At 38.1% G+C, this 26,320-nt stretch carries 22 protein-coding genes; 19 read left to right on the plus strand and 3 right to left on the minus strand.

Translation table 11 applies throughout. From position 1 onward, the window contains the following. Positions 1-2: 2 nt before the first annotated feature. The 15 genes from rsmH to ileS all read left to right on the plus strand — a co-directional run bounded on the left by rsmH (position 3) and on the right by ileS (position 17,372). Positions 3-959, plus strand: coding sequence for a 16S rRNA (cytosine(1402)-N(4))-methyltransferase RsmH (rsmH, locus tag IGL49_RS03640; protein WP_164982962.1), 957 nt, complete (start codon positions 3-5; stop codon positions 957-959). Positions 960-975: 16 nt separating this feature from the next. Further along, positions 976-1,383, plus strand: a complete 408-nt coding sequence (ftsL, locus tag IGL49_RS03645; RefSeq protein ID WP_104854495.1) for a cell division protein FtsL — start codon at positions 976-978, stop codon at positions 1,381-1,383. Next, positions 1,383-3,611 carry a penicillin-binding protein gene (locus tag IGL49_RS03650; RefSeq protein WP_104854494.1) on the plus strand — a complete coding sequence of 743 codons (2,229 nt, stop codon included), beginning with the start codon at positions 1,383-1,385 and terminating at the stop codon, positions 3,609-3,611. The genes ftsL and IGL49_RS03650 overlap by 1 nt, the downstream gene beginning before the upstream one ends. A 27-nt stretch (positions 3,612-3,638) precedes the next feature. Next, positions 3,639-4,604: a phospho-N-acetylmuramoyl-pentapeptide-transferase gene (gene mraY, locus IGL49_RS03655; RefSeq protein ID WP_104854493.1), complete on the plus strand. Its 966-nt coding sequence runs from the start codon at positions 3,639-3,641 to the stop codon at positions 4,602-4,604. Between the two features lie 22 nt (positions 4,605-4,626). Then, on the plus strand, positions 4,627-5,997 hold the full coding sequence (gene murD, locus IGL49_RS03660) for a UDP-N-acetylmuramoyl-L-alanine--D-glutamate ligase (protein ID WP_104854492.1): 1,371 nt from the start codon (positions 4,627-4,629) through the stop codon (positions 5,995-5,997). Between the two features lie 4 nt (positions 5,998-6,001). Beyond that, positions 6,002-7,093, plus strand: a complete 1,092-nt coding sequence (gene murG, locus IGL49_RS03665; protein ID WP_104854565.1) for an undecaprenyldiphospho-muramoylpentapeptide beta-N-acetylglucosaminyltransferase — start codon at positions 6,002-6,004, stop codon at positions 7,091-7,093. Between the two features lie 8 nt (positions 7,094-7,101). Then, positions 7,102-8,226, plus strand: coding sequence for a cell division protein FtsQ/DivIB (locus tag IGL49_RS03670; RefSeq protein WP_104854491.1), 1,125 nt, complete (start codon positions 7,102-7,104; stop codon positions 8,224-8,226). 173 nt (positions 8,227-8,399) lie between these two features. Further along, entirely contained in the window at positions 8,400-9,722 is a 1,323-nt protein-coding gene (gene ftsA / locus IGL49_RS03675; protein ID WP_104854490.1) for a cell division protein FtsA, read from the plus strand. A gap of 26 nt (positions 9,723-9,748) precedes the next feature. Continuing rightward, on the plus strand, positions 9,749-10,981 hold the full coding sequence (ftsZ, locus tag IGL49_RS03680) for a cell division protein FtsZ (RefSeq protein WP_002355899.1): 1,233 nt from the start codon (positions 9,749-9,751) through the stop codon (positions 10,979-10,981). A 16-nt stretch (positions 10,982-10,997) separates the two neighbouring features. Further along, a complete protein-coding gene (locus tag IGL49_RS03685; protein WP_002358890.1) occupies positions 10,998-11,675 on the plus strand; it encodes a YggS family pyridoxal phosphate-dependent enzyme in 678 nt (225 codons plus the stop codon). Between the two features lie 13 nt (positions 11,676-11,688). Further along, positions 11,689-12,333 carry a cell division protein SepF gene (locus IGL49_RS03690; RefSeq protein WP_002355901.1) on the plus strand — a complete coding sequence of 215 codons (645 nt, stop codon included), beginning with the start codon at positions 11,689-11,691 and terminating at the stop codon, positions 12,331-12,333. A gap of 28 nt (positions 12,334-12,361) precedes the next feature. Then, positions 12,362-12,619: a YggT family protein gene (locus tag IGL49_RS03695; RefSeq protein WP_002355902.1), complete on the plus strand. Its 258-nt coding sequence runs from the start codon at positions 12,362-12,364 to the stop codon at positions 12,617-12,619. 26 nt (positions 12,620-12,645) lie between these two features. Continuing rightward, on the plus strand, positions 12,646-13,428 hold the full coding sequence (locus IGL49_RS03700; RefSeq protein WP_104854489.1) for an RNA-binding protein: 783 nt from the start codon (positions 12,646-12,648) through the stop codon (positions 13,426-13,428). Positions 13,429-13,579: 151 nt separating this feature from the next. Further along, entirely contained in the window at positions 13,580-14,281 is a 702-nt protein-coding gene (divIVA, locus tag IGL49_RS03705; RefSeq protein WP_002355904.1) for a cell division protein DivIVA, read from the plus strand. A gap of 310 nt (positions 14,282-14,591) precedes the next feature. After that, complete coding sequence (gene ileS / locus IGL49_RS03710; RefSeq protein ID WP_104854488.1) at positions 14,592-17,372, plus strand: isoleucine--tRNA ligase; 2,781 nt, start codon at positions 14,592-14,594, stop codon at positions 17,370-17,372. A 51-nt stretch (positions 17,373-17,423) separates the two neighbouring features. On the opposite strand, the gene zwf is transcribed toward ileS, so the two are convergent. From zwf to IGL49_RS03725, 3 genes are all read right to left on the minus strand, one after another. Then, a complete protein-coding gene (gene zwf / locus IGL49_RS03715) occupies positions 17,424-18,947 on the minus strand; it encodes a glucose-6-phosphate dehydrogenase (protein WP_104854487.1) in 1,524 nt (507 codons plus the stop codon). Further along, positions 18,947-19,615 carry a metal-dependent transcriptional regulator gene (locus tag IGL49_RS03720; protein ID WP_104854486.1) on the minus strand — a complete coding sequence of 223 codons (669 nt, stop codon included), beginning with the start codon at positions 19,613-19,615 and terminating at the stop codon, positions 18,947-18,949. The genes zwf and IGL49_RS03720 overlap by 1 nt, the downstream gene beginning before the upstream one ends. A 169-nt stretch (positions 19,616-19,784) precedes the next feature. Beyond that, positions 19,785-20,153, minus strand: a complete 369-nt coding sequence (locus IGL49_RS03725; protein WP_104854485.1) for a DUF4828 domain-containing protein — start codon at positions 20,151-20,153, stop codon at positions 19,785-19,787. Between the two features lie 198 nt (positions 20,154-20,351). Between IGL49_RS03725 and sfsA the strand changes: the two genes are divergently transcribed. The 4 genes from sfsA to IGL49_RS03745 all read left to right on the plus strand — a co-directional run bounded on the left by sfsA (position 20,352) and on the right by IGL49_RS03745 (position 26,265). Beyond that, a complete protein-coding gene (gene sfsA / locus IGL49_RS03730) occupies positions 20,352-21,083 on the plus strand; it encodes a DNA/RNA nuclease SfsA (RefSeq protein ID WP_104854484.1) in 732 nt (243 codons plus the stop codon). A 105-nt stretch (positions 21,084-21,188) separates the two neighbouring features. Continuing rightward, a complete protein-coding gene (locus tag IGL49_RS03735) occupies positions 21,189-22,187 on the plus strand; it encodes a Gfo/Idh/MocA family protein (RefSeq protein WP_002355910.1) in 999 nt (332 codons plus the stop codon). A 26-nt stretch (positions 22,188-22,213) separates the two neighbouring features. Continuing rightward, positions 22,214-23,515, plus strand: coding sequence for a DEAD/DEAH box helicase (locus IGL49_RS03740; RefSeq protein ID WP_104854483.1), 1,302 nt, complete (start codon positions 22,214-22,216; stop codon positions 23,513-23,515). Between the two features lie 44 nt (positions 23,516-23,559). Then, on the plus strand, positions 23,560-26,265 hold the full coding sequence (locus tag IGL49_RS03745) for a sigma 54-interacting transcriptional regulator (RefSeq protein WP_104854482.1): 2,706 nt from the start codon (positions 23,560-23,562) through the stop codon (positions 26,263-26,265). Positions 26,266-26,320: the final 55 nt, after the last annotated feature.

Genomic DNA, 26,320 nt, shown 5'->3' on the forward strand with positions numbered 1-26,320 from the left:
TGATGACTGAAGAATTTCGCCATTACACCGTTCTTTTAAAAGAAACAGTGGATGGATTACAAGTGAAGCCGGATGGCGTATACGTAGATTGCACACTCGGTGGTGCCGGACATAGTGAATACTTACTGACACAATTGAATGAGCACGGTCATTTATATGCGTTTGATCAAGACCAAAAAGCGTTGGCACATGCTAAGACTCGTTTGCAGAAATATGTAGACAAAGGTCAAGTGACCTTCATCAAATCAAATTTTAGAAATATTAAAGAAGAATTAGCAGAACATGGGGTGTTCCATGTCGATGGGATTCTATACGATTTAGGTGTTTCTTCACCACAATTAGATGAAGCAGAACGTGGTTTTAGTTATCATCAAGACGCGCCCTTAGATATGCGCATGGATCAAGACGCACCCTTAACGGCTCGCGAAGTGGTGAATACGTATAGCTATGGTGAGTTAGTCAAAATTTTCTTTCGTTATGGGGAAGAAAAGTTTTCGAAACAGATTGCTCGAGAAATTGAACGTGTTCGCGAAAAGCAGCCAATTGAAACAACAGGCGAACTCGTTGAGATTATTAAGACGGCGATTCCCGCTCCAGCAAGACGCAAAGGTGGACATCCCGCAAAACGGATTTTCCAAGCAATTCGCATTGCTGTTAATGATGAATTAGGGGCAGTTGAAGAATCGCTAGAACAAGCAATTGATTTGCTAGCGAAAAATGGCAGAATCAGTGTGATTACGTTCCATTCGTTAGAAGATCGGATCGTTAAAACATTGTTTAAAGAGTACAGTACGGTACAAGACTTGCCACCAGGCATTCCAGTCGTACCAGAAGAATTTCAACCAGAATTAAAAGTAATTACGAGAAAACCAATTTTACCAAGTGACAGTGAGTTATCTGAGAATAATCGTTCACGAAGTGCGAAGTTACGCATTGCCGAAAAAATAAAATCTAGTTAGAGAGAGGGGTAGACACATGGCTGAATTGAAGAAAATAAATGATTTCCATTATGAAGCACCAGAAATGGATCAGCCAACTGTGGCAACAGAGCAAGACAGAAAAATGCAAGAGGAAACGCTACCTGTCCCCACTCTATTACCCAAAAAGAAATTAAAAAATGTCTCTTTACTAGAAAAATTAATCGGTGTTGTGTTAGTTTGTGCAACGATTGGTATTGCAATTGCGACAATTCAAGTAAGAACGACAATTGTCCAAACCATGAACGATATTACAGAAACACAAGCAGTCATTAAAGAAAAGGAAGATAACGCTTTGAAATTGGAACAAGAAAGAAGCGAACTTTCTAAATCAGATCGAATCAAAGATGTCGCTAAAAAACAAGGACTAGAAAATAATGGCGACAATGTTAGGACTGTTAAATAATGAGTAAAAGACATAAATTTAAACAATTCATGAAAAAGAAAAACTTAAATCCGATGAACAATCGTAAAAAAGTAGGCATCATTTTATTCGCTACGAGTATTGGATTGTTCTTTTTATTTGCCTTTAGAACGACATACATTGTGGCAACAGGCAAAGTAGCCGGTGTATCACTAAAGGAAAAAACAGCTTCTTTATATGAAGGAAGCAAAGTGGTAAAAGCTAAGCGAGGATCAATTTTAGATCGATATGGTAATCCAATCGCAGAAGATGCTACCTCCTATTCGCTGTATGTCGTATTATCAAAAAAATATACGGGACAAAATAATGAAAAGCTATATGCGGAGAAAAAAGACTTCGATGATATTGCTGAAATTTTAGCGAAATATACCAAACTAGACAAAAAAACAGCATTGAAATACTTGAATAATGGGATCCATGAAGATGGGTCAACACAATATCAAGTGGAGTTTGGTGCGGGTGGTCAAAATATCACCTTGGAAACGCGTCAAAAAATTGAAGCAGATTTGAAAAAGAAAAAAATCTCAGGTGTTTATTTCAATGAACATCCAGCCAGACTATATCCCAATGGTCAGTTTGCTTCTCACTTTATTGGCTATACAAAAGCCGCCAATCCAGATGATGATAAAGAAGGCTTAGTAGGCGCGATGGGACTAGAACAGACCTATAATGATATTTTAAGCGGAACCGATGGCCGTGTTTATTTTGAAAAAGATATTTATGGCAATGCCTTACCAGGAACTGTGGCGGAAGAGAAAAAAGCAGTGGATGGTCAAGATATTTACACAACGCTAGATAGTCGCTTGCAAAATACCTTAGAAGATTTAATGACTCAAGTTAATGAAAAATATGAACCAGTTTCCATGACCGCTATGTTAATGGAAGCCAAAACAGGTGAAATTGTTGCCATGTCTCAACGGCCGACATTTAATCCTGAAACGAAACAAGGATTAGACGATAATGGCACGTGGCAGAACCTATTAGTTGAAAGTCCTTATGAACCAGGCTCAACAATCAAATTATTTACAACAGCTGCTTCTATGGAACAAGGACAGTTTAATCCTAATGAATTATTCAATCGTGTTGGTGGAATTCAAGTTGGGGATGTAACTGTAAATGACCATGACTACACTCGGTTAAACGGCAAAGAATATTTGAACTATCGTCAAGCCATTTCTTGGTCTAGTAATATCGGTATGGTAAAACTAGAACAAAAAATGGGTGATGAAAAATGGATGGAATATTTGAAAAAATTTGGTTTTGGTACGAGCACGCATTCAGGATTAAGTGGTGAATCTGCTGGTAAATTGCCAGGAACAAACTTTGTAGATAGAGCAATGTCGGCATTTGGTCAAGCAATTACGGTTACTAATTTCCAAATGATGAAAGGTTTCTCAGCTATTGCAAATGACGGTTCAATGTTGCAACCTCATTACATCAGCAAAATTGTTGATAAAAATACAGGAAAAGAAACGATTACGGAACCACAAATCGTAGGAACCCCCATCAAAGCGCAAACAGCTCAACAGATTCGTACGTACATGATTGATACCGTTGAAGACCCAACTTATGGGATTGCGTATGATATTTATAAAGTACCAGGCTATCATGTTGCTGCCAAAACAGGAACTGCCCAGATTTCAGATGGTAAAGGGTACGTTGATGGAGCAAGTCAAGTCTTGTCTTCTGTAGTGGAAATGGTCCCAGCGGATAATCCTGAATATGTTTTGTATATTACACTTAGACAAGCAAAATCAGGTTCGCCTTCAGAAGCAATGGCGGCAATTGCAAACCCATTAATGAAATTAGCGTTAGACATTAAAGAGACAGATCCGGAAACAACGAAAGTAGCTTCTGATAAAGTCACGGTTGCTGATTATAAAAACATGACACCAGCGGAAGCGTTGGCCAATGCCAAAGTGAACGGGGTGGATCCTGTGATTATCGGCGATGGTGAAAAAATCAAGAAACAATCAACGCCGTCTGGTGAAACATTAATGCCTAATCAGAAATTGATTTTAATCACAAATGGAACGAGCTATATGCCTGATTTAACCGGCTGGTCGAAGAGCGATGTCACCAAGCTTGGTAATCTATTAGGTTTGACTGTCGAGTTTAAAGGTGAAGGTTATGTGACGAAACAAAGTATCGCTGCTGAAACTGAAATTACGGAGAAAAAATTAACCGTGACTTTAGAAGGCACAGAATAATAACGTAGAATAATTAGGAGAGATAACATGGAGTGGACACAGATTTTTATTCCCATAGTGGTGAGTTTTGCCATTACAGTGAGCGTAATGCCACTATTCATTGGCTATTTTCAAATGAAAAAACAAGGGCAGGTTACTCGTGAAGATGGCCCAACTTGGCATAGCGTGAAAACAGGTACCCCTACAATGGGTGGAGTGGTTTTCCTTGTAGCAAGCTTGATTACTTCGCTAGCAATGGGGTTGTTTTTCCACCAATTTACGCCGTCTCTACTAATTATTCTATTTATTTTAGTATTATACGGTTTGCTAGGTTATTTAGATGATTTCATTAAAGTCTTTAAAAAACGGAACATGGGCTTGAATTCTCGTCAAAAATTAATTGGTCAAATTTTTGGTGGGTTGGTTTTCTACTTTGTTTATCGAAGTGAAGGCTTTGCAGACACCTTAGACTTGTTTGGATTAGCAGAAGTTCCGTTAGGTATTTTTTATGGCGTGTTTATTATTTTTTGGTTAGTCGGTTTTTCTAATGCCGTGAATTTGACAGATGGGATTGATGGCCTAGTTGCTGGTTTAGGAACAATTTCCTTTGGTACCTATGCAATCATTGCCTGGAAACAACAACAATTTGATGTTGTGATTATCTGCCTAAGTGTGATTGGTGGGCTGATTGGCTTTTTCCCTTATAATAGAAAACCAGCAAAAATCTTCATGGGTGATGTTGGTTCATTAGCATTAGGTGGATTGTTAGCAGCAATTTCAATTATTTTGCATCAAGAATGGACGCTACTTTTAATTGGACTTGTCTACGTTTGTGAAACAGCAAGTGTTATTTTACAAGTTGCTTCTTTTAAATTATTTGGTCGACGGATTTTTAAAATGTCACCAATTCATCACCATTTTGAAATGTGTGGTTGGTCTGAATGGAAAATTGATTTTGTCTTTTGGTCTGTCGGTTTAATCTGTTCAGGAATCACATTATGGATTCTTTTCTAATCTATCAAAGGGGAAATTGACAATGAAAAAAATAACAACCTATCAAAACAAAAAAGTGTTGGTTTTAGGACTAGCTAAAAGTGGTATCAGCGCAGCGAAACTCTTACATGAGTTAGGTGCGCTCGTTACCGTTAATGACGCAAAACAATTTGATCAAAACCCTGACGCCCAAGATTTATTAACCTTGGGTATTCGTGTTGTTACAGGGGGGCATCCAATTGAATTGTTGGATGAAGAATTTGAACTAATCGTTAAAAATCCTGGTATTCCTTATACAAATCCACTTGTGGCAGAAGCACTAACTCGGGAAATTCCTATCATAACTGAGGTGGAATTAGCAGGTCAAATTGCCGAATGTCCAATTGTCGGCATTACGGGTACCAATGGCAAAACAACCACGACCACGATGATTGGTTTATTGCTAAACGCTGACAGAACGGCTGGTGAGGCACGTTTGGCGGGAAATATTGGTTTTCCAGCGAGTACGGTGGCTCAAGAAGCAACAGCCAAGGATGACCTTGTAATGGAACTTTCTAGTTTTCAGTTGATGGGAATTGAGACGTTTCACCCACAAATTGCAGTAATTACAAATATTTTTGAGGCACACTTGGATTATCATGGTTCGCGGAAAGAATATGTTGCTGCCAAATGGGCCATTCAAAAAAACATGACCGCAGACGACACCTTGATTTTAAATTGGAATCAAGTAGAGCTTCAAACGTTAGCCAAAACCACAGCTGCTAACGTATTGCCTTTTTCAACAAAAGAAGCAGTAGAAGGAGCTTATCTTTTAGATGGGAAATTATATTTTAATGAAGAATATATTATGCCCGCCGATGAGCTAGGGATTCCTGGCAGTCACAACATTGAAAATGCACTCGCAGCGATTTGTGTAGCTAAATTAAAAAATGTATCGAATGCTCAGATTAGACAAACATTGAAAAACTTTTCGGGCGTTCCTCATCGAACGCAATTTGTTGGTGAAGTTCAGCAAAGACGTTTTTATAACGATTCAAAAGCAACCAACATTTTAGCTACAGAGATGGCGTTAAGTGGGTTTGACAACCAAAAGCTACTTTTACTTGCTGGCGGCTTGGATCGTGGCAACTCATTTGATGAATTGGTTCCTGCTCTGCTAGGACTCAAAGCAATTGTTTTATTTGGAGAAACCAAAGAAAAATTAGCGGAAGCTGCTAAAAAAGCGAACATTGAAACAATTTTATTTGCTGAAAATGTTCAAACGGCGGTTACCATTGCCTTTGATTATTCGGAAAAAGATGATACTATTTTACTATCACCTGCTTGCGCAAGTTGGGACCAATACCTGAATTTTGAAGTACGCGGGGAAGCCTTTATGCAAGCTGTTCAACAATTAAAAGAAAGTGAAATGTGAGAAAATGAAGATACTAGTAACTGGTGGTGGCACAGGTGGGCATATCTATCCTGCGTTATCCTTCGTCGAACACGTCAAAAAAGAAGCACCTGCAACAGAATTCTTGTATGTGGGAACAGAAAATGGCTTAGAAAGTCAAATTGTGCCAAAGGCGAAAATTCCATTTAAAACGATTAAAATTCAAGGATTCAAGCGTTCACTGAGTCCTCAAAATTTTAAAACAATTTATTTATTTTTAACAAGCATCAATAAAGCGAAAAAAATTATTCGGGAATTTCAACCAGATGTGGTCATTGGTACAGGTGGTTATGTTTCTGGTGCAGTCGTTTATGCAGCCCATCAATTAAAAATACCGACAATTATTCATGAACAAAATAGTATCCCCGGAATGACAAATAAATTTTTAAGTCGTTATGTAGATAAAATTGCGATTTGTTTTCCGGATGTCGCTAGTTTTTTCCCGAAAGAAAAAACAATTTTAACAGGGAACCCGCGGGGACAAGAAGTCGTAACGGTGGAAAAGTCAGCTGTTTTATCAGAGTTTGGCTTGGACCCAGCAAAGAAAACGGTGGTTTTATTTGGTGGAAGTCGCGGTGCCTTGAAAATCAATCAAGCGTTTGAACAGGCCTATCCTTTGTTTGAAGAGAGGGAGTATCAAGTTTTATACGCTTCAGGAGAAAGATATTATCAGGAACTTCAAGAAAGTCTAAAGCTTTCTGAAAAGAAATTGACAAACATAAGTGTGCAACCGTATATTGATAAAATGGTTGAAGTGATGGCTAATACCGATTTAATGGTGGGACGTGCAGGAGCAACCTCGATTGCGGAGTTCACCGCATTAGGATTACCAGCAATTTTAATTCCGAGTCCTTACGTCACCAATGATCATCAAACGAAAAACGCGCAAAGCTTAGTAAAAGTTGGTGCTGTTGAAATGATTCCAGATGCAGAATTGACCGGCGCTCGTTTGGTTGCGGCAATTGATGATATTTTATTAAACAATGAAAAAAGACAACAGATGGCAACGGCGTCCAAAGGGGAAGGCATCCCAGATGCAAGTGATCGTTTGTATCAAGTTGTGAAAACGTTAGTCTGAGATAGGAGGTGTGGAAGATTAGTAACGAGAACGATATATTCAAAAAAAGAAAACCATTACCTCCAAAAAAATCGGAAGAGTCTCAACCTGAACTGACACCTTGGCAAAAACAAAACCAAGAATATTTGAAGAAACAAGCGGAAGAAGCTGCTTCAAAAGGTGAAAAGGAACAAGCAGAAGTCACCATCACTTTACAAGAACAAAGTCAAGAAGAGCCTCAACAACATCTTCCACAAGAAACAGTGGAAGAAGAGGAGCATTTTGCAGATCGTTTACCGAACGTTAAGAAAACACGGAACAAGCGGTTATACAGGCGTTTAGCCTTTATTTTAACTTGTTTAGGGACAGCTATTTTAGTGGCACTGTATTTTGTTTCGCCTCTTAGTCGATTGAGTGAAGTGACAGTTTCAGGGAACAAAAGTATTGAAAGCCAAGCGATTATTCAGCAGTCAAAACTTGAAACGGGCAGTGGTTTATGGGAGCAGTATTCGAATCGAAATTATTTTTCTGCAAATATTCAGAAAAAGTTTCCAATTATAAAAAAGGCGAACATTAAGTTAAATGGTATTAATTCATTTAAAATTGATATTCAAGAGTATCAAATTGTCGCTCTTGCTGCGACTAAAGGCGGCTATCATCCGATTTTAGAGAATGGTAAAACTTTGGCGGAAACCACCAAAGCTGCTGAAAGTGGCAAACCAATTTTTGAGAATTTTAAAGAGGATAAATTAATCCCTGAATTAATGGCCTCTTACAACAAATTGCCTCAAGAAATTAAACAAGGAATTTCAGAAATTAAATATGCACCATCCAAAACCAATAAAGACTTGATTAATGTCTATATGAATGATGGAAATCGAGTGATTGTTAATATTTCTGATTTAAGTGAAAAAATGGCTTATTATTCACAAGTAGCCGAGCAAATGGACAAACCTGGAATCGTTGATATGGAAGTCGGCATTTTTTCTTATCCGTATGAAAAAGAAAGTGAAGAAACGGGCAGTGAAGTTTCCGAAGATTCAGCGGTTGCAAATCAAGAAGTTGTGGACCCAAATACAGGCGTAGCAACGGATGAAGCGAATAACGGTACGCCGACAAATGGAGAAAATCAAGAAGTGCAACAAGCAGAATAAGTTTTTTACAAAAATGTTTCAAAAATTAACGAACAAATTCGTATAATCTGCTTTCTAAAACCCCCATTTTTATGGTAAAATTGGAAGAAGTGAATAATACTAAAAAAGAGATAGTTAAACGGACGCCTTTGTCCGCTTAGATATTGGAATTAATAGGAGGAGGAATTCCGTTCATGGCAAAAACAGGAATGTATGTAGGCCTCGATATTGGTACAACTTCTGTCAAAGTAGTTGTCGCTGAATATATTGAAGGTCAAATGAACATCATCGGCGTTGGAAATGCAAAATCAGACGGTTTGAATCGAGGGATTGTCGTCGATATTGATCAAACAGTTCAAGCAATCCAACGGGCCGTTCGACAAGCCGAAGAAAAAGCCGGCATTCAAATTAAAAGCGTAAATGTTGGATTACCAGCGAATTTATTAGAAGTAGAAAGCTGTCAAGGAATGATAGCTGTTAGTAGTGAATCAAAAGAAATTACAGATGAGGATGTGCGCAACGTCGCATCTGCAGCTTTGGTTCGTTCAACTCCTCCTGAACGTCAAATTGTTGCAATCTTACCGCAAGACTTTACCGTCGACGGCTTTGAAGGCATCAAAGACCCACGTGGAATGCTTGGCGTTCGCATGGAGATGTTTGGCGTTGTCTATACTGGACCAAAAACAATCATCCATAACATCCGTAAATGTGTTGAAAAAGCTGGCTTAGGAATTAACGAATTAGTGATTACGCCGCTTGCTTTAACGGAAACAATTTTAACAGATGGCGAAAAAGACTTTGGAACGATTGTCATTGATATGGGTGGCGGTCAAACAACGACATCTGTTATTCATGACAAACAATTGAAATTTACTCATGTTAACCAAGAAGGCGGCGAGTTCATCACGAAAGATATCTCAATCGTGTTGAATACTTCTTTTAACAACGCCGAAGCCTTAAAAATTAATTATGGGGATGCTTATCCAGAAAGAACTTCAGCGAACGAAGAATTTCCTGTTGATGTTATCGGTAAGTCTGAGCCTGTAAGAGTGGACGAACGTTACCTTTCAGAAATTATCGAAGCGCGTGTAGAACAAATTTTGAGAAAATCAAAAGAAGTTCTGGATGAAATTGATGCGTTTGAATTACCTGGAGGCGTTGTGTTAACTGGTGGCGCCGCTAGTATGCCAGGTATTGTTGATTTGGCGCAAGAGATTTTTGAAGCCAACGTAAAACTATACGTACCAAATCACATGGGCTTACGTAACCCAGTCTTTGCTAATGTCATTAGCATTGTGGAATATTCAGCGCAACTAAACGATATTTATCACATTGCCAAATATGCAATCCCTGGTGAAAAATCGAAACCAGCACAGTCAGTCGCTGTCCAACAAGAAGTTCGCTATGACACATATGCTGAACAGCCTCAAGAAGAATACGAAGAATTCAACGAACGTGAGTCTGGTGAAAAAATGACAGGCAAAATCAAAGACTTCTTCTCGAACATTTTCGACTAATCACACAAACAGGAGGATACGATATCATGGAATTTTCATTAGACAATAACATTAACAACGGTGCAGTCATTAAAGTTATCGGTGTAGGTGGCGGCGGCGGAAACGCTGTAAACCGTATGATCGAAGAAAACGTTAAAGGCGTGGAATTTATCACAGCCAATACAGACGTTCAAGCATTAAAACATTCAAAAGCAGAAACAGTGATTCAATTAGGCCCTAAATACACTCGTGGTTTAGGTGCCGGTTCACAACCTGAAGTTGGCCAAAAAGCTGCAGAAGAAAGTGAACAAGTGATTTCAGAATCATTACAAGGCGCGGATATGATTTTCATTACTGCTGGTATGGGTGGCGGAACTGGTACAGGTGCTGCGCCAGTAGTTGCAAAAATCGCTAAAGAATTAGGCGCTTTAACAGTTGGTGTAGTAACTCGTCCATTTAGTTTTGAAGGTCCAAAACGTGGTCGTTTTGCTGCTGAAGGAATTGCCTTATTAAAAGAAAACGTTGATACACTATTAATTATCTCAAACAACCGCTTATTAGAAGTCGTTGACAAGAAAACGCCAATGCTTGAAGCATTTAGAGAAGCTGATAATGTATTACGTCAAGGTGTTCAAGGAATTTCAGATTTAATCACTGCGCCAGGTTACGTAAACTTGGACTTTGCTGACGTGAAAACAGTGATGGAAAACCAAGGAACAGCTTTAATGGGAATTGGTGTAGCGAGCGGCGAAGAACGCGTAATTGAAGCAACGAAAAAAGCTATTTCTTCACCATTGTTAGAAACATCAATCGATGGTGCGGAACAAGTCTTATTAAACATTACTGGTGGCTTAGATATGACCTTGTTTGAAGCGCAAGATGCTTCAGATATCGTTACAAATGCTGCTTCAGGTGATGTGAACATCATCCTAGGTACATCAATCAATGAAGATTTAGGCGACGAAATTCGTGTAACAGTAATCGCTACAGGTATTGATGAATCAAAAAAGGATAGAAAACCGCACCGTCAAACAAGACAAGCGGTTCAACCAATGCAACAAACAACTCAATCTGTGGAAATGGATCAACCAAAATCACAAGAAGAAGCAAGTGCTTTTGGCGATTGGGATATTCGCAGAGAACAAAATACACGTCCAAAAGTTGATGAATCTTCATTAGAACAAGTAGACAAAAAAGAATTTGACACATTCCACCGTGAAGAACCAAATCACAATGATGACGAATTAAGTACGCCACCATTTTTCCGCAGAAAACGATAAGGAGCATCGATTAGAAATGATAGCTGAAAACTTAACAAATATTAATAATCAACTTCAGCTAGCATGCAAAAGCTCACAGCGCTCTGTTGCTGATGTGACAATGATTGGCGTCACTAAATCAGTAGGAATTGAGGAAGCAGCAGAGCTTGTTCAGCTTGGTGTCCAGAATTTAGCTGAAAACCGAGTAGATAAGTTACTAGAAAAGAAAGCTGGATTGGAAAAATTTAATGATATTCAGTGGCATTTAATTGGTAATTTACAACGTAGGAAGGTAAAATTAATTATTAATGAGATAGATTATTTTCATGCATTAGATAGTCTGAGTCTAGCCAAAGAAATTCAAAAAAGAGCAACGAAAGTTATTCGTTGTTTTGTTGAAGTGAATATAACTGGGGAAGAAAGCAAGCACGGCTTTCGTAAAGAAGACGTCTTACCTTTCATTCAAGAACTTGCTGATTTGGACAAAATTCAAATCGTCGGTCTAATGACTATGGCACCTTTTGGGGCAAGTGAAGAAGTATTACATGCAACATTTAGAGAATTAAAAGAGCTGCAAATGACCGTAAATGAGAAACATTTATCTTTTGCTCCTTGTACAGAACTTAGCATGGGAATGAGTAACGATTTCCCAATCGCAGTTGAAGAAGGTGCAACTTTTATACGAATCGGAACAGCGTTATTCAGAGATGCGTAAAGGAGAGGAATTTATGTCAATTTTTAACAAGGATGCGTTATCGAGCTTTTTTGGCTTATCTGGCGAAGAAGATGATTATTATGATAACTACGAAGAATATGAAGAGCGCAAAGCAGTTAATGAACCACCGCGTCGTGCAGCTCGGCCTAAACCACAACGACCTGTTCAACAACAGGAAAGTTACAGTCAGCCAGCTTATACACAACAAAGTGAGCCTGTAGTTGAAAAACCTTCTGCACGCTATCGTTCTGCTGAAGCGCATCAAGAAAGAGACACACAACAAGCTGCTTACACAGAGAAAAAAGTGGTTTCTATGCGTAGTTCTAATCAATCAGCGACTACGAATACAAGACGAGCACAAGAAAGCACCGCCAATGCAAAAACACATAAAATTACTATTATTGAACCACGTGTGTATTCAGAAGCAATGAGCATTGCGAAACATTTATTTGCTGAAGAAGCTGTGCTAGTTAATTTTACATTAGTAGAAGAAGACCAAGCACGACGCATCGTTGATTTCTTAACTGGTACTGTGTATGCTTTAGACGGAGATATTCAGCGCGTTGGCAATGAAATCTTCTTATGCACACCAGCGAATATGGAAATTGATAGTGCGACAGCACAATCTTTAGCCAACAAACAATTCTTTGATTTCTAAGCCTTAGGGAGGTGTTATTATCGCAACACTGATTACTCTATTATACAAAGGCGTTCAAATCTATTCAGGATTACTAGTGATTTACGCGCTACTTTCATGGTTTCCAGGAGCATATGATTCTGCTTTCGGGCGTTTGCTCTCTAGAATTTGTGAACCATACTTAAGTTTGTTTGACCGTTTGAATTTAAGGATTGGAATGGTTGGATTTAACGTAATGGTAGGGATTATTGTCCTTAACCTAGCAGCGGGTGGCTTAGCAGTCATTTTACGAGCTATTGTTTATTAATAACTTTTAGAAAGGATGATTTATCTATGAACGCAAATGTGTATCAACATTTCCGCAAAGATGAACATCCTTTTATTGACACTGTCGGGGATTGGCTAGAGCAAGTGGAGATGCAATACGCGCCTTATTTGACAGACTTTCTTGATCCTAGACAGGCGTATATTTTGGAAACGTTGATTCGACAAAACAGTGATTTATCGTTTACTTTTTATGGTGGTTATGAGCAAGCAGAACGAAAACGCTGCTTGATTTATCCAGCGTATTACATACCAGAAGAGACAGATTTTGGTGTTGTATTATTTGAAATTATTTATCCATCTAAATTTGCGACATTATCTCATGGGAAAATTTTAGGCACCTTGATGAATGTTGGGGTTCGTAGGGAAGCCTTTGGAGATATTATTTCCGATGGCGATAAGTGGCAGGTTTTTATAGCACAAGAAGTAGCTGGCTTCGTTGTTAACCAAGTCGACAAAATTGGTAAAATTACTGTTCGCTTAGAAGCGCGGGATTATACACAAATTTTGATACCGAAGGATGGTTGGCAGGAAGAGCGAACGACTATGAGCTCTTTGCGGCTGGATAGTGTAATTTCCGCCGTATTTAATATTTCAAGGCAGCGATCAAAACAATTGATCGAATCTGGTAAAGTAAAAGTCAATTGGACAGAAACGACACGACCAGATTTTGCCTTAGACTTATTAGATATTGTTTCGATACGAGGATTTGGGCGCCTTCAGATTCAAGAATTAGAAGGAAAAACAAAAAAAGAAAAATTCCGTGTCCTCTTAGGGGTATTGAGAAAATAATCTCGAACTTTTGTTTAAGAAAACCATTTTGGCTGTTCATTCAGACGAAGTTGTGTATAATAAAAAAAGTAAGATATTTGCTATTTCAGGATTAGTATGAGAATGTGTTCATAAGGGGTTTTACAAAAATAATCCAAAGAGGTGAAGGAATATGGCATTAACTCCATTAGATATTCAAAACAAAGACTTCTCAACAAAAATGAGAGGCTATAACCAAGATGATGTAGATGACTTTTTAGATCAAGTCACACGTGATTATGAAGATGCATTACAAAAAAATCGTGAACTTGAGAAATCATTAAAACACGCAGAAGAAAAATTACAATACTTCAATGAATTGAAAGATGCATTGAACCAATCAATTATTGTTGCACAAGATACCGCTGATAAAGTGAAATCAAGTGCCAATAAAGAATCAGAAATGATTATCACTTCGGCAGATAACCAAGCCAAAGAAACCTTGGTAGAAGCTGAACGTAAATCAAATGCAATGATTGCAGATGCTGAAGCGAAATCAACACAAATCTTAGCAGAAGCAATTGAACGTGCCCGTCAATTAGCTGGGGAAACAGAAGACTTGAAGAAGAAAACACGTGTCTTCCATCAACGCTTAAGCTTAATGCTTGAAACTCAATTAGAGCAAGTAAAGAGTGAAGAGTGGGAAGAAATTTTAAAGCCTTTTTCTAGTTATGTCGGAGACAAACATACAGCAGTTAAGGAAATTCTTGATGAACAAGACCTTGACAACGAAAATGAAACTGTTGTAAACTCTGAAGAGAACACAGATGCTGTAGTAGAAAAAAAGCCTGTAATTGAAGTCACTGAAGAAACAATTGAAGAAGAATCAAAATAGATAGAACAGAACGTTTAATGTTTATTCTTAGCAGCGAGTCAATGATAGTGAAAGTTTGACAGACACTGGCATTAAACAGATCCTCTATCCTAGATGCAGTTCTGAACACTTGAGTAGGAACTGCCGGATAATTACCGTTATCAATTTCAGAGAAAGTAGGGGCAACTCTACTTTGAATTTGGGTGGTAACACGAGTACTTCGTCCCTTGGGATGGAGTACTCTTTTTTTATCTACTTTTATCAGCTATCGTTCATCTTTAGTATGAACTAACACAATTAAATCGATAAAATGAAAGCGAGGCAAATGCATATGAAAATGAAAGAAACATTGCAATTAGGAAAAACAGCTTTTCCAATGCGTGGGAACTTGCCAAACCGTGAAGCAGAATGGCAAAAAGACTGGGAAGAAAAAGGCTTATATGAACAACGTCAAAAATTAAACGAAGGAAAACCAACCTTTGTTTTACATGATGGCCCTCCGTATGCAAACGGAAATATTCATTTAGGACATTCTTTGAATAAAATCAGTAAAGATATTATTATTCGTTCAAAATCAATGTCTGGTTTCCGTTCTCCTTATGTGCCTGGTTGGGATACTCATGGTTTACCAATTGAGCAAGTGTTAACCAATAAAGGGGTTAAACGTAAAGAAATGACTGTCGCTGAGTATCGCGAAAAATGTAAAGAGTATGCCTTATCACAAGTCGACAAACAACGTAACGATTTTAAACGTTTAGGTGTGTCAGGTGATTGGGAACATCCATACATTACGTTAGATCCAGAGTATGAAGCAGCAGAAATTCGTGTTTTTGGTAAGATGGCAGAAAAAGGCTATATTTATAAAGGCTTAAAACCAATTTATTGGTCTCCTTCAAGTGAATCTTCTTTAGCAGAAGCAGAAATTGAATACAAAGATGTAAAATCACCATCTATTTACGTAGCTTTTAACGTGGCCGATGGTAAAGGTCTTTTAGATAACGAGACAGCCTTCGTCATCTGGACGACAACCCCTTGGACATTACCAGCCAACTTAGGTATTTCAGTTAATCCTGATTTTACGTATGTTGAAGTGAAGGCAGACGGTCGCAAATTTGTAATTGCTAAAGATTTATTAGCAACAGTTAAAGAAGCGATTGGTTGGGAAGAAGTAGAAGTCTTGCGAGAATTTTCTGGTGAAAAATTAGATCGTATGACAGCTCAACATCCATTCTATGATCGAACATCACTTGTTATGCTAGGCGACCACGTGACGCTAGATGCCGGGACTGGCTTAGTTCATACCGCACCGGGACATGGTGAAGATGACTATATCGTTAGCCGTAAATATGATTTACCTGTTATTTCTCCTGTTGACAGTCGAGGAGTCTTTACAGATGAAGCAGCTGGCTTTGAAGGAATTTTCTATGACAAAGCGAATCCAATGATTACTGAGTTATTAGAAGAAAAAGGCGCGTTATTAAAATTAGATTTCTTTACGCATAGTTATCCACATGACTGGCGTACCAAAAAACCAGTTATCTACCGTGCAACGCCACAATGGTTTGCTTCAATCTCTAAATTCCGTCAAGATATTTTAGATGAAGTTGAGAAAGTTGACTGGCTAATTCCTTGGGGAAAAACACGTTTGTATAATATGATTCGTGACCGTGGTGATTGGGTAATCTCTCGTCAAAGAGCGTGGGGCGTGCCATTACCGATCTTCTATGCTGAAAATGGAGAAGCCATCATTACGCCAGAAACAATTGAACATGTAGCGAATTTATTTGCAGAACATGGATCAAATATCTGGTTTATGCGTGAAGCAAAAGAGTTACTACCAGCAGGCTTTACACATCCAGGTTCACCAAATGGCGAGTTTACCAAAGAAACAGATATCATGGACGTTTGGTTTGACTCAGGTTCTTCACATGAAGGAGTTTTACGAGAAAGAGAAGAGTTAACTTTCCCAGCAGATATGTATTTAGAAGGTTCTGACCAATATCGTGGTTGGTTTAACTCAAGCATTACAACAAGTGTCGCTATCAATGGGGTAGCGCCTTATAAATCAATCATTTCTCAAGGGATGGTTCTCGATGGCGAAGGCCGTAAGATGAGTAAATCGTTAGGCAATACTATCTTACCTGAAAAAGTTATCAACCAAATGGGGGCAGATATCTTACGCTTGTGGGTAAGTAGTGTTGACGCGGAAGCCGATGTGCGTGTCTCAATGGATATCTTAAACCAAGTATCTGAAGTGTACCGGAAAATCCGTAATACTATGCGTTTCTTGTTAGCGAATACGAGTGATTTTAATCCAGCTGAGCATACTGTAGCTTATGCTGATTTACGTTCTGTAGATAAATACATGACGGTTCGTTTAAATCAAGTCATTCAAGAAATCCGTGAAAATGGGTATGAAAAATATAATTTCATGCATATTTATCGGACAGTTATGAACTTCTTAACGGTAGATTTATCTTCTTTCTATTTAGACTTTGCGAAAGATGTCGTTTATATTGAAGCAGAAAATGATTATCAACGTCGTTGTATGCAGACTGTTTTCTACCAAACACTGGTTTCATTAACAAAACTATTGACACCAATTATTCCACATACAGCGGAAGAAATTTGGAGTTTCTTACAAGAAGAAGAAGAGTATGTGCAATTAGCTGAATTCCCAGGTTACGAAACGTTTACTAATGAAGAAGAATTGATGGATACATGGGCAGCCTTTATGGATTTCCGTGACAATGTCTTAAAAGCGTTGGAAGAAGCTCGTCATTCTAAATTAATCGGTAAATCGTTAGAAGCCAAAGTGACCGTTTATCCAAATGAACAAATTCGTCAATTAATGACAGCTGTTGATGCAGATATTGCTCAATTACTAATTGTTTCCGACTTTGAAGTATCAAAAGAAGTAGCACCTAGTGAAGCTATTCAATTTGAAGACATGGCTATTTTAGTTGAAAAAGCAGAAGGCGAAACGTGTGACCGTTGTCGTTCCGTTCGTCAAGATGTCGGCTCAGATGAAAAATTACCAACACTTTGTGGCCGTTGCGCACACATTGTTGAAGAAAATTATCCAGAAGCGGTTGCTGAAGGATTCGAATAAACAAGAAAAAAGATCCGCTAGTCGTTAACTAGTGGATCTTTTTTGGCTTATTTATTGATCAAGTTGACCGCGGTCACGGTACCAGTTATCTGGTTGCCATTCCCAAGTAAAGCCATCTTTTTCTAATAAGTCGAAGGCAGCTTGTGGGCCCATTGTGCCAGCGGCATAATTAGGGAAAGAAACGTCTGTTTTATCCCAAGCATGTCGAATAATGTCAACAATGCGCCAAGATTGGGCAACTTCGTCCCAATGAGAGAAGTTTGTACTATCGCCATTTAGGCAGTCTAATAGAAGTTTTTCATATGCTTCTGGACTATTTTCAGTCATTTCAGCACTTTGACGGAAATCAAGTTTCACTGGAGTTGTATTGAACCCTTGACCGATTTCTTTTCCATTTAAGGTTAATGAAAATCCTTCAGTTGGTTGGATATAGATAGTTAAAACATTCGGTGGTAAATCGGTTTTATCGCATTCTTCACACGTATCATCTTTGAAGACATTAATAGGTACTTGTTTAAAGACGATGTTAATGCGTGTACCTTTTTCAGTTAATCGTTTACCTGTGCGAACATAGAAAGGGACGCCAGACCAACGGAAATTATCAATTAAAAATTTACCAGCAACAAAAGTTTCAGTGGATGAAGTTTCTGCCACATTCGGTTCATCACGATAGGCTGCAAATGTTTGATCAGCTAGCTGACCTTCGCCGTATTGTCCACGCACGAAATTTTGAAGGGCTTCTTCTTCAGAATAAAGGCGGATGGCACGTAAAGCTTTTACTTTTTCAGTCCGAATTTCTTTTTCAGAAAAGGCAACAGGAGGCTCCATAGAAAGCAAAGCAACGACTTGTAAAATATGATTTTGAACCATATCTTTTAGTGCACCACTGTGGTCATAATAGCCGCCACGATCCTCGACACCTAAGCTTTCAGCGAAGGTAATTTGGACATTATCAATATAACGATTGTTCCATTGTGATTCAAAAATATTATTGGCAAAACGAATGGCTGAAATATTTTGGATCATTTCTTTGCCTAAGTAATGGTCAATTCGGAAAATATCTTGTTCAGGAAATGCAGCACGAATCTCTTCATTTAATTCGTAGGCAGATTCATAGTCAGAACCAAATGGCTTTTCGATAATTAGACGATCAAAGCCTTCTTCCGAAATAATATGTTGCGATTTCAAGTGATTAACAATGGTTCCAAAGAATTGAGGGGCCATAGCTAAATAGTATACGTGATTGCCCTCTAAATGATATTGTTCATTTAGACGATCAGATAATTCTTTTAAGGTATTATAATGTTCCGTATCATTCACATTATGTGATTGATAATAGAAATGACTAGAAAATTCAGTCGCCTCTTCGGCCGTGGGCTTTAAGTCTTGAATGGTTTCACGAACGATTTCACGATAGTATTCGTCTGTCCATTCCCGACGTGCAGTACCAATCACCGCAAAACGCTCAGCTAATAATCCTTTTTTATATAAGCGGAACAGGGAAGGATACAATTTGCGTTTGGCAAGATCGCCTGTCCCCCCGAAAATAGTAAATAAAGCTACTTTTTCATTCATTAGTTTTCCTCACTTTCTCTAATCAACGGCTCAACAAAAATTGTGTTTGCTGCTTTAAAGCTGACGGATAGTTCTTTGTGTTCATTATAAATGGTGATAGGTCCTTCATATGCAGCAATTTCTTTAATTGTATATTCTTCTTGAATATTTAAATCAATGGAAACTAAATAATCCAGTAATTCTTTTTCGTCTAAGACACGCGCAATACGAATTTTTGTGCCAACAGGGTAGTCTGTTAGCGTTTGGCGTTTTTCCTCATGAATGGGTTGATTATCTTCGGGAATAACACCACCGTGTGGACAAAATTCTGGATGATTTAAATAATCCGCTAATCGGTTCACAAGCGTTTGTGAAGTAACATGTTCTAAAACTTCTGCCTCTTCGTGAACGTCATTCCAAGTATAATTTAAGTGCTCTACTAAAAAGACTTCCCAGATTCGGTGTTTGCGAATTAACGTACTCGCTTTTTTTAAGCCTTTTTCAGTTAATTGTACCCCTTGATAAGGAGAATGCTCAACCAAATCTTCTTTTACTAACTTTGAAATCATCTCACTAACCGAAGCTGCCGAAACATCTAGTCCAGAAACAATTTGTTTATTATTCACTTTAACTTCGTCGCCACCTAATTCAAAAATTAATTTTAAATAGTCTTCGCGATTTGGTGTCATAGGGGCTCATCCTTTCAAAAAAACATCATCCTAAGTTTATCAGAAAAAGGCGCATTTGACTATTTAATAATATTCAAGTTGTAAGAAAACTTTCTGAATGCTTTTGCAAGGGATGCAAAAAACAAATCACCCACGACACATGCTTAATTTCATGTGAGTGGGTGATTTGTTAATTGTAAATGGCACGTTCTAGTGTGTAGGTTTCGTCGTCGGCTTCATCGTAAAGCGTTGCAGGGACACCATTTTCACATTGAATGATTAAATGATAACCTAACTTGTCTAAGATAACTAAGCGTTTAGGACTTAATTCAACAAGCATGGCATGCATTTGTTTACCATCAATGAAAACATTGAAAGATGAGGTGATTTCCAAGGTGTGTTGCGTGGCTTTCTTCACGTCTACAAACCACCAATGCCCAGTATAATTGTGTTGAAGCTCCTGTGGGGAAGGGAGCTGTTTGTTTTTTTTCCAGAGGATAGAGCCTGCTAATCCAGTAAGTAAAGATGCACCAACCAAGAAAGTCCAATGTTTTTTCAAAGAAATTCCTCCTAACCTTCATTTTCATTTATTCGTCTTCGTTACTTTTATTATATAGAACTTGTCTAAAATATTCGACTAAATCGCTGAGAATTGACAAATATTTAATGATTGACACAAGATAGTAAAATTGTTGGTTTTGGTCTATACTTTTCCTTGTTTTTTTATGGTATAGTGTGTAAGAAAGGAAGTCTGTGTATGAAGTACCCGAATGTCCAACTCGCTTATTTTATCGAACGACCCAATCGGTTTATTGCACACTGTCGTTTAATGGAGACGAATGAAGAAGTGATCACACATGTTAAAAATACTGGCAGAGGGAAAGAAGTCTTTTTACCAGGTGCTGTTGTGGCGCTTAGTTATCAACCATCGCCTAAAAGAAAAACAGATTACGATTTGATTGCAGTAAAAAAAGGTTCTTTTTGGATTAATATTGATAGCCAAGTACCGAATACATTAGTTAATGAAGGATTAAAAAATGGTCAAATTGTGCTTCCTGGTTTAGTTGGTACGATCCAAACTGTTAAACGTGAGCAACGATTTGCACATTCAAAATTTGATTTTCTAGTGGAAACGGATGCGGACGAACAAGCTTTTGTTGAAGTGAAAGGCATGACTTTAGAAAATAAAGGCGTTGGTGCTTTTCCTGACGCGCCAACACTTCGTGGCTTGAAGCATGTCACTGAACTAATGGCTGCAACTAAAGCTGGTTACCGCTGTTACATTTTGTTTGTGGTCCAATTTGAAGAAATTAAGCAAGCAACGATTCACCAAGAGATGCAACCCGCCTTTGCTGAAAATGTGGGTGCTGCAATTGACCAAGGTGTGCAAGTCCTTGCTTACAATTGCCACGTAACACCAGCAACGATTGAACTTAAGTCACAGGTAACCTTTGATTTATTACAGGCATTTGATGATCCTAATAAATAACTTGAAGAACTCCTAGCGCTTTAAGGCAGGGTAATTACGTGACTTTTGTACGAGAGATTACTATTATAAAGAGAGTAAATAAACAAAAAATGGAGGTTTTTGATTATGATACATTTAGGCGTAATTGGTACCAATTGGATTAGTCATCAATTTGTTGCAGCAGCTTTAGAAACGGGTGCGTATGATTTAACGGCTGTTTATTCTCGGAAACTAGCAACGGCACAAGAATTTGGTTCTCGCTATGGGGATGTGGAATATGCAATTGATTTAGAGACGTTTTTTGGTATTGCACATATGGATACGGTTTATATTGCCTCACCAAATTCATTACATTTTGAACAAGCGAAACAAGCAATTTTAGCGAAAAAAAATGTAATTGTTGAAAAACCAGCTTTTTCAACGCCTGATGAGATGGCAGAAATTATTGAATTAGCGAATAAAAATCGTGTGTATTTCTTTGAAGCGGCCCGTAATATTCATGAGCAAAGTTTCCAAAAAATTGCTGAATTATTGCCATTAAAAAACCAAATTTTAGGTGCGAATTTTACGTATATGAAATATTCTTCTCGCTATGATCAAGTATTAGAAGGCAAAGAACCAAATATTTTTTCTCCTCATTTTTCTGGGGGAGCCTTAGCAGATTTAGGCGTTTATTTAGTTTATGCAGCCTTAGGCTGGTTTGGCGTACCAAACGAAAGCCATTATTTTGCTAGTAAAATTGCGACAGGTGTCGATGGCTTAGGAACAATTATTTTACGTTATGATCAGTTTGACGTGACGTTAAACACTGGGAAAATTAGTGATTCTTTTGCGCCATCCGAAATTTACTTTGAAAACGGGACCTTGATTTTAGATAGTGTCAATGCTATTTCTTCGGCTGAGTACCATGATCGCGCACATGAAGAACGTGATGTCTTAGATATTCAAGTAGCCGATAATCCAATGATTGAAGAAGCCCGTGATTTTGCAGCAGTTTTAAATAACCCAACAGATAAGTATTGGGGCACCAAGTATGAAGAATGGGTTGAGCTTGCTCGAAATGTCAATAAAGTAGTCACTGATTTACGTCATAGTGCCGGCATTATTTTTGATGCTGATAAATAAGAATTAAGCGATAGGAAAGGAACAATATGAGATTTTTAGAACAACTTCCAGAGGCTTGGCAAGAACAGTGGCAAGCTTCTGGCTTTAACGAACCATCAACAATTCAAGAAAAAAGTTTTACGCCCCTTCGCGAAGGAGAAAATGTTTTAGGAATTTCGCCGACAGGAACTGGAAAAACACTTGCTTACATGCTGCCTTTACTCTTAACTGTTGAAAAAGGACAGGGAAATCAATTGTTGATTATTGCTCCGTCTCAAGAATTAGCTATGCAAATTGCTGAGGTTGCTCGGACTTGGGCTAAGCCACTTCAATTAACGGTTCAAACGTTAATCGGTGGGGCCAATGTTTCACGCCAGATTGACAAGTTAAAAAAACGCCCCGAAGTGTTAATCGGAACACCGGGTCGGATTTTAGAGTTAATGAAGAATAAAAAAGTCAAAGCTCAGTTGTTAAAAACAATTGTAATGGATGAAGTTGATCAACTTTTCCAAGAGGAAGAGCTAAGTTTAACCAAACAAATTTTGACACACACACCAACCGAATACCAACTTGTTTTTTATTCAGCTACCGCTGACCGTGTTGTGAATCAAGCGCAATCTTTAAGTCAAAAATTACAGGTGATTGATGTGACGGAAGAAGATACTTCAGCAGGTCAAGTCGCCCACTACTTTATTCGGTTAGCGCCAAGAAAAAAAGCCGATTACTTACGTCGTTTGGCACATACAGAAGCATTCAGAAGTATGGTCTTCTTCAATCAAGTTGCTGATTTAGGTGCAGCAGAAGAAAAATTAGTTTACGAGAATGTGCCAGCTATTGGTCTGGCTTCAGATCAAAGTAAACAGTTGCGTAAATTGGCAATCGATCAATTTAAAGCAGAACGAGTGAAGTTGTTACTAACCACGGATATTGCGGCACGGGGCTTAGATTTCACAGGGGTCCCTTACGTCGTAAACGTAGATGTTCCTTTAACTGAAGAGAGCTATATTCATCGCGCTGGTCGCGTTGGACGGATGGGTGCACAAGGGGCAGTGATTACGTTTATCAATGACGGCACTAAAAGAGATTATCAACGTTTAATGAAACAATTAGCCATTCCTTATCAGGAAATCTTTTTATATGATGGTGCACTTTATGAGCAGCCAAAAGCCAAAGATGAACTAGAAAAAAAGAACGTAGCCAAAGATACGTATTCAGAAAAAAAGAGTACGAAAGAAAGAAAACCAGAAACAGTAAATTCTGGCGTCAAAGAACCGCAAGAAACACGTAAAAAGAAGAAAAACAAAAAGAAAAACACGAAAAACAAAGGAGCTCGTAAAGCGAAGAAATAACGCTTTACGAGCTTCAAGCAGAACGTTGTATCGAGGAGGATTCCATGAAATCTCGGAAGGAAGAAATCTTAGCGTTACTTCAAAAAAATGAAACAGGCTTAACGGCAGGAGCGGTAGCAGAACAGTTAATGATTGACCGTAGTAATGCCAGCCGTTATTTAAATGAATTATTCAAAGAAAAGAAGATTACTAGAAGTACTGGTCGTCCTGTCATCTATTCAGTGCCAACAATCAATGAAGGGGAACAAGTCCATGTGGATGAGTCCACAGCTGTTAGTTTTGATACATTAGTAGGTGCCAATGATTCTTTAAAAGTGAGTATTCAGCAAGCCAAGGCGGCTATTTTATATCCACCAAGAGGTTTGCACACGATTATCTTTGGGAAAACAGGAACTGGGAAATCTCTTTTTGCTGAATGTATGTACCATTTTGCAATTGATTCAAAAACCTTAGATGAAGATGCTCCTTTTGTCTCTTTTAATTGTGCTGATTATGCGCAAAACCCACAATTATTATTTGGTCATATCTTTGGTGTAAAAAAAGGTGCCTATACTGGTGCGAATGAAGATAGTCCAGGCTTAATGGCAAAAGCAGATGGCGGGATTCTCTTTTTAGATGAAATTCATCGCTTACCGCCAGAAGGTCAAGAAATGCTCTTTACGTTTATTGATAAAGGCGTGTACCGTCCATTAGGAGAAAGTGGCCAAACCTATGAAGCCTCTGTTCAAATTATTGGTGCGACAACGGAATCATCAGAAAACTTTTTAACCACTTTTAATCGGCGGATTCCGATGTCGATTACATTGCCATCTTTAGATGCACGGACGCTAGATGAGCGTTATGCCATCATTTCGTTATTTATTCAGCAAGAGGCAACACGTTTGGGCCAACAAATTGATATCGAACGCGAAGCAGTGTTGGCGTTCATGTTATACGATGCAGAAGGAAATATTGGTCAGGTGAAGCGGGACTTAAAATTAGTTTGTGCTAAGTCATTTCTTTATTATCGGACGCACAATTTAGAACACTTGGTTATCCGTAAACGGGATTTATCGTTACCTGTCCAAAAAGGATTATTAAAAATTAAAGAAGTACCTGAGCGCTTGGATCAATTTGTCGATAGTAAAAGTAATTATTTATCTTTTCAGCCTGGTACCAACAAAATTGTTTGGTCGCAAGATCCAGCTAGAGACATGCAAGTGTACAATGAAATTGAAGAAAAAGTCGCTGACTTGTCCGAAGCTGACTTAGAAAATGTTGATTTAGAAGAATTGATTTCTAAAGATATGAATGCGTATTTTAAAAATTATGTCGAAGAATTAACCCAACATTCTTTACATAAGGAGTTACTACCAGAAGCTATTTGGGACTTAACGAATCGTCTTTATGATATCGCAGAAGAGCGTTTGGAACACACGTACAATGAAACAGCGCGCTTTGCCTTTGCACTTCATTTACAAAGTACGATTGAACGTGTCAAAGAAGGTCATGTGATTGTTCATCCTGATTTAAATAATGTCCGTAAAAATATGAAAAAAGAATTTCAAGTAGCCTTAGATTTATCTTCTATTATTGAAGAAGAGAACAACATAGAGATTCCTTTCGATGAAATTGGCTTTATTAGTATGTTTTTATCTATTAATGTCGGTAAAGAAGAAAGAACTCCAGAAAATAATGTTGGTGTGTTCGTCTTAATGCATGGGGATTCTACTGCCTCAAGTATGTTGAAAACCGCCCAAGAACTTTTAGGAACATCAATCGGAACAGCGATGAATATGCCGTTAACGATGGAAGTTCAAACGATGTATGAACAATTACGAAACCAAGTAATTGCGCAAAAAGAATCGTTAAATAATGGGATTTTGTTACTGACGGATATGGGTTCATTAAATTCGTTTGGAAATATGTTGTTTGAAGAAACAGGTATCCGAACGAAGGCGATTACAATGACGAGCACAATGATTGTCTTAGAAGCTATTCGAATGGCAAGCGTGGGACGAAGTTTAGAGGACATTTACCAAAATATTCAACTTTCTTTTGAAAGCGTTGTGAGAGAACAATTTCGCTCTAGTCTGCAAAAACGTCAAAACGTTAAAAAAGCAGTAATCGTGACGTGCTTTACAGGAGAAGGGGTTGCCGCAAAACTATACCAACGAATCTTACCAGTTATTGATGAAACAAAAGTGGAACTGATTCAAATGCAATTTATTGAACGAGAAACGTTTAAAAAGCATATCGACAACTTGATGGAAGAATATGAAATTAAGGCCATTGCGGGAACTGTGGATGTTGAATATCAAAATATTCCATTCTTTTCTGTCTATGATATTTTTGATGATGAAAAATTAAATGTACTGAAACGGATTGCTAGTGATGAAGTGGCGATTGATACAATTGTTCATTCACTAAGTGGCGTTATTACTTCTGTGGACTCCTTACAAAAATTAATTCTCATGTTACAAAAAACAGTTCATCAAATACAAACAGACATGCATATTATTGTTGAACCAGGGGTGGATGCCGGAATCATGATTCATTTGGCTTTTCTGGTAGATGCTTTAATTAAAGGAGAAGAAGCAAGAACTTTTCCAAACTTAGCGGAATATGTTAAAACACATCGTTTAGAAATCGATGTCGTACGCACGAATTTTATGTTAATTGAACGGGCATATCGTGTGACGATTCCAGAAGCGGAAGTTGCGCATGTTACCCAAATGTTCTTAGAAAATGAAATTAAAAGTAAACAATAATAAATAAAAAAACATCAAGAAATGAGAAAACGCTCTCTTTTTTCTTGATGTTTTC

The sequence above is a fragment of the Enterococcus sp. DIV1337a genome, from assembly GCF_051712285.1.
In the GTDB taxonomy this organism is placed as follows: Bacteria; Bacillota; Bacilli; order Lactobacillales; family Enterococcaceae; genus Enterococcus; species Enterococcus faecalis.

What these genes read in the sequence shown, in the direction of transcription:
- ftsZ (WP_002355899.1), top strand. Translation starts at nt 9,749, where the DNA reads ATGGAATTTTCATTAGACAATAACATTAACAACGGTGCAGTCATTAAA.
- sfsA (WP_104854484.1), top strand. Translation starts at nt 20,352, where the DNA reads ATGAAGTACCCGAATGTCCAACTCGCTTATTTTATCGAACGACCCAAT.
- IGL49_RS03700 (WP_104854489.1), top strand. Translation starts at nt 12,646, where the DNA reads ATGAACGCAAATGTGTATCAACATTTCCGCAAAGATGAACATCCTTTT.
- murD (WP_104854492.1), top strand. Translation starts at nt 4,627, where the DNA reads ATGAAAAAAATAACAACCTATCAAAACAAAAAAGTGTTGGTTTTAGGA.
- IGL49_RS03690 (WP_002355901.1), top strand. Translation starts at nt 11,689, where the DNA reads ATGTCAATTTTTAACAAGGATGCGTTATCGAGCTTTTTTGGCTTATCT.
- IGL49_RS03740 (WP_104854483.1), top strand. Translation starts at nt 22,214, where the DNA reads ATGAGATTTTTAGAACAACTTCCAGAGGCTTGGCAAGAACAGTGGCAA.
- ftsA (WP_104854490.1), top strand. Translation starts at nt 8,400, where the DNA reads ATGGCAAAAACAGGAATGTATGTAGGCCTCGATATTGGTACAACTTCT.
- IGL49_RS03735 (WP_002355910.1), top strand. Translation starts at nt 21,189, where the DNA reads ATGATACATTTAGGCGTAATTGGTACCAATTGGATTAGTCATCAATTT.
- mraY (WP_104854493.1), top strand. Translation starts at nt 3,639, where the DNA reads ATGGAGTGGACACAGATTTTTATTCCCATAGTGGTGAGTTTTGCCATT.
- ftsL (WP_104854495.1), top strand. Translation starts at nt 976, where the DNA reads ATGGCTGAATTGAAGAAAATAAATGATTTCCATTATGAAGCACCAGAA.
- IGL49_RS03650 (WP_104854494.1), top strand. Translation starts at nt 1,383, where the DNA reads ATGAGTAAAAGACATAAATTTAAACAATTCATGAAAAAGAAAAACTTA.
- rsmH (WP_164982962.1), top strand. Translation starts at nt 3, where the DNA reads ATGACTGAAGAATTTCGCCATTACACCGTTCTTTTAAAAGAAACAGTG.
- murG (WP_104854565.1), top strand. Translation starts at nt 6,002, where the DNA reads ATGAAGATACTAGTAACTGGTGGTGGCACAGGTGGGCATATCTATCCT.
- IGL49_RS03720 (WP_104854486.1), bottom strand. Translation starts at nt 19,615, where the DNA reads ATGACACCAAATCGCGAAGACTATTTAAAATTAATTTTTGAATTAGGT.
- ileS (WP_104854488.1), top strand. Translation starts at nt 14,592, where the DNA reads ATGAAAATGAAAGAAACATTGCAATTAGGAAAAACAGCTTTTCCAATG.
- zwf (WP_104854487.1), bottom strand. Translation starts at nt 18,947, where the DNA reads ATGAATGAAAAAGTAGCTTTATTTACTATTTTCGGGGGGACAGGCGAT.
- IGL49_RS03745 (WP_104854482.1), top strand. Translation starts at nt 23,560, where the DNA reads ATGAAATCTCGGAAGGAAGAAATCTTAGCGTTACTTCAAAAAAATGAA.
- IGL49_RS03685 (WP_002358890.1), top strand. Translation starts at nt 10,998, where the DNA reads ATGATAGCTGAAAACTTAACAAATATTAATAATCAACTTCAGCTAGCA.
- divIVA (WP_002355904.1), top strand. Translation starts at nt 13,580, where the DNA reads ATGGCATTAACTCCATTAGATATTCAAAACAAAGACTTCTCAACAAAA.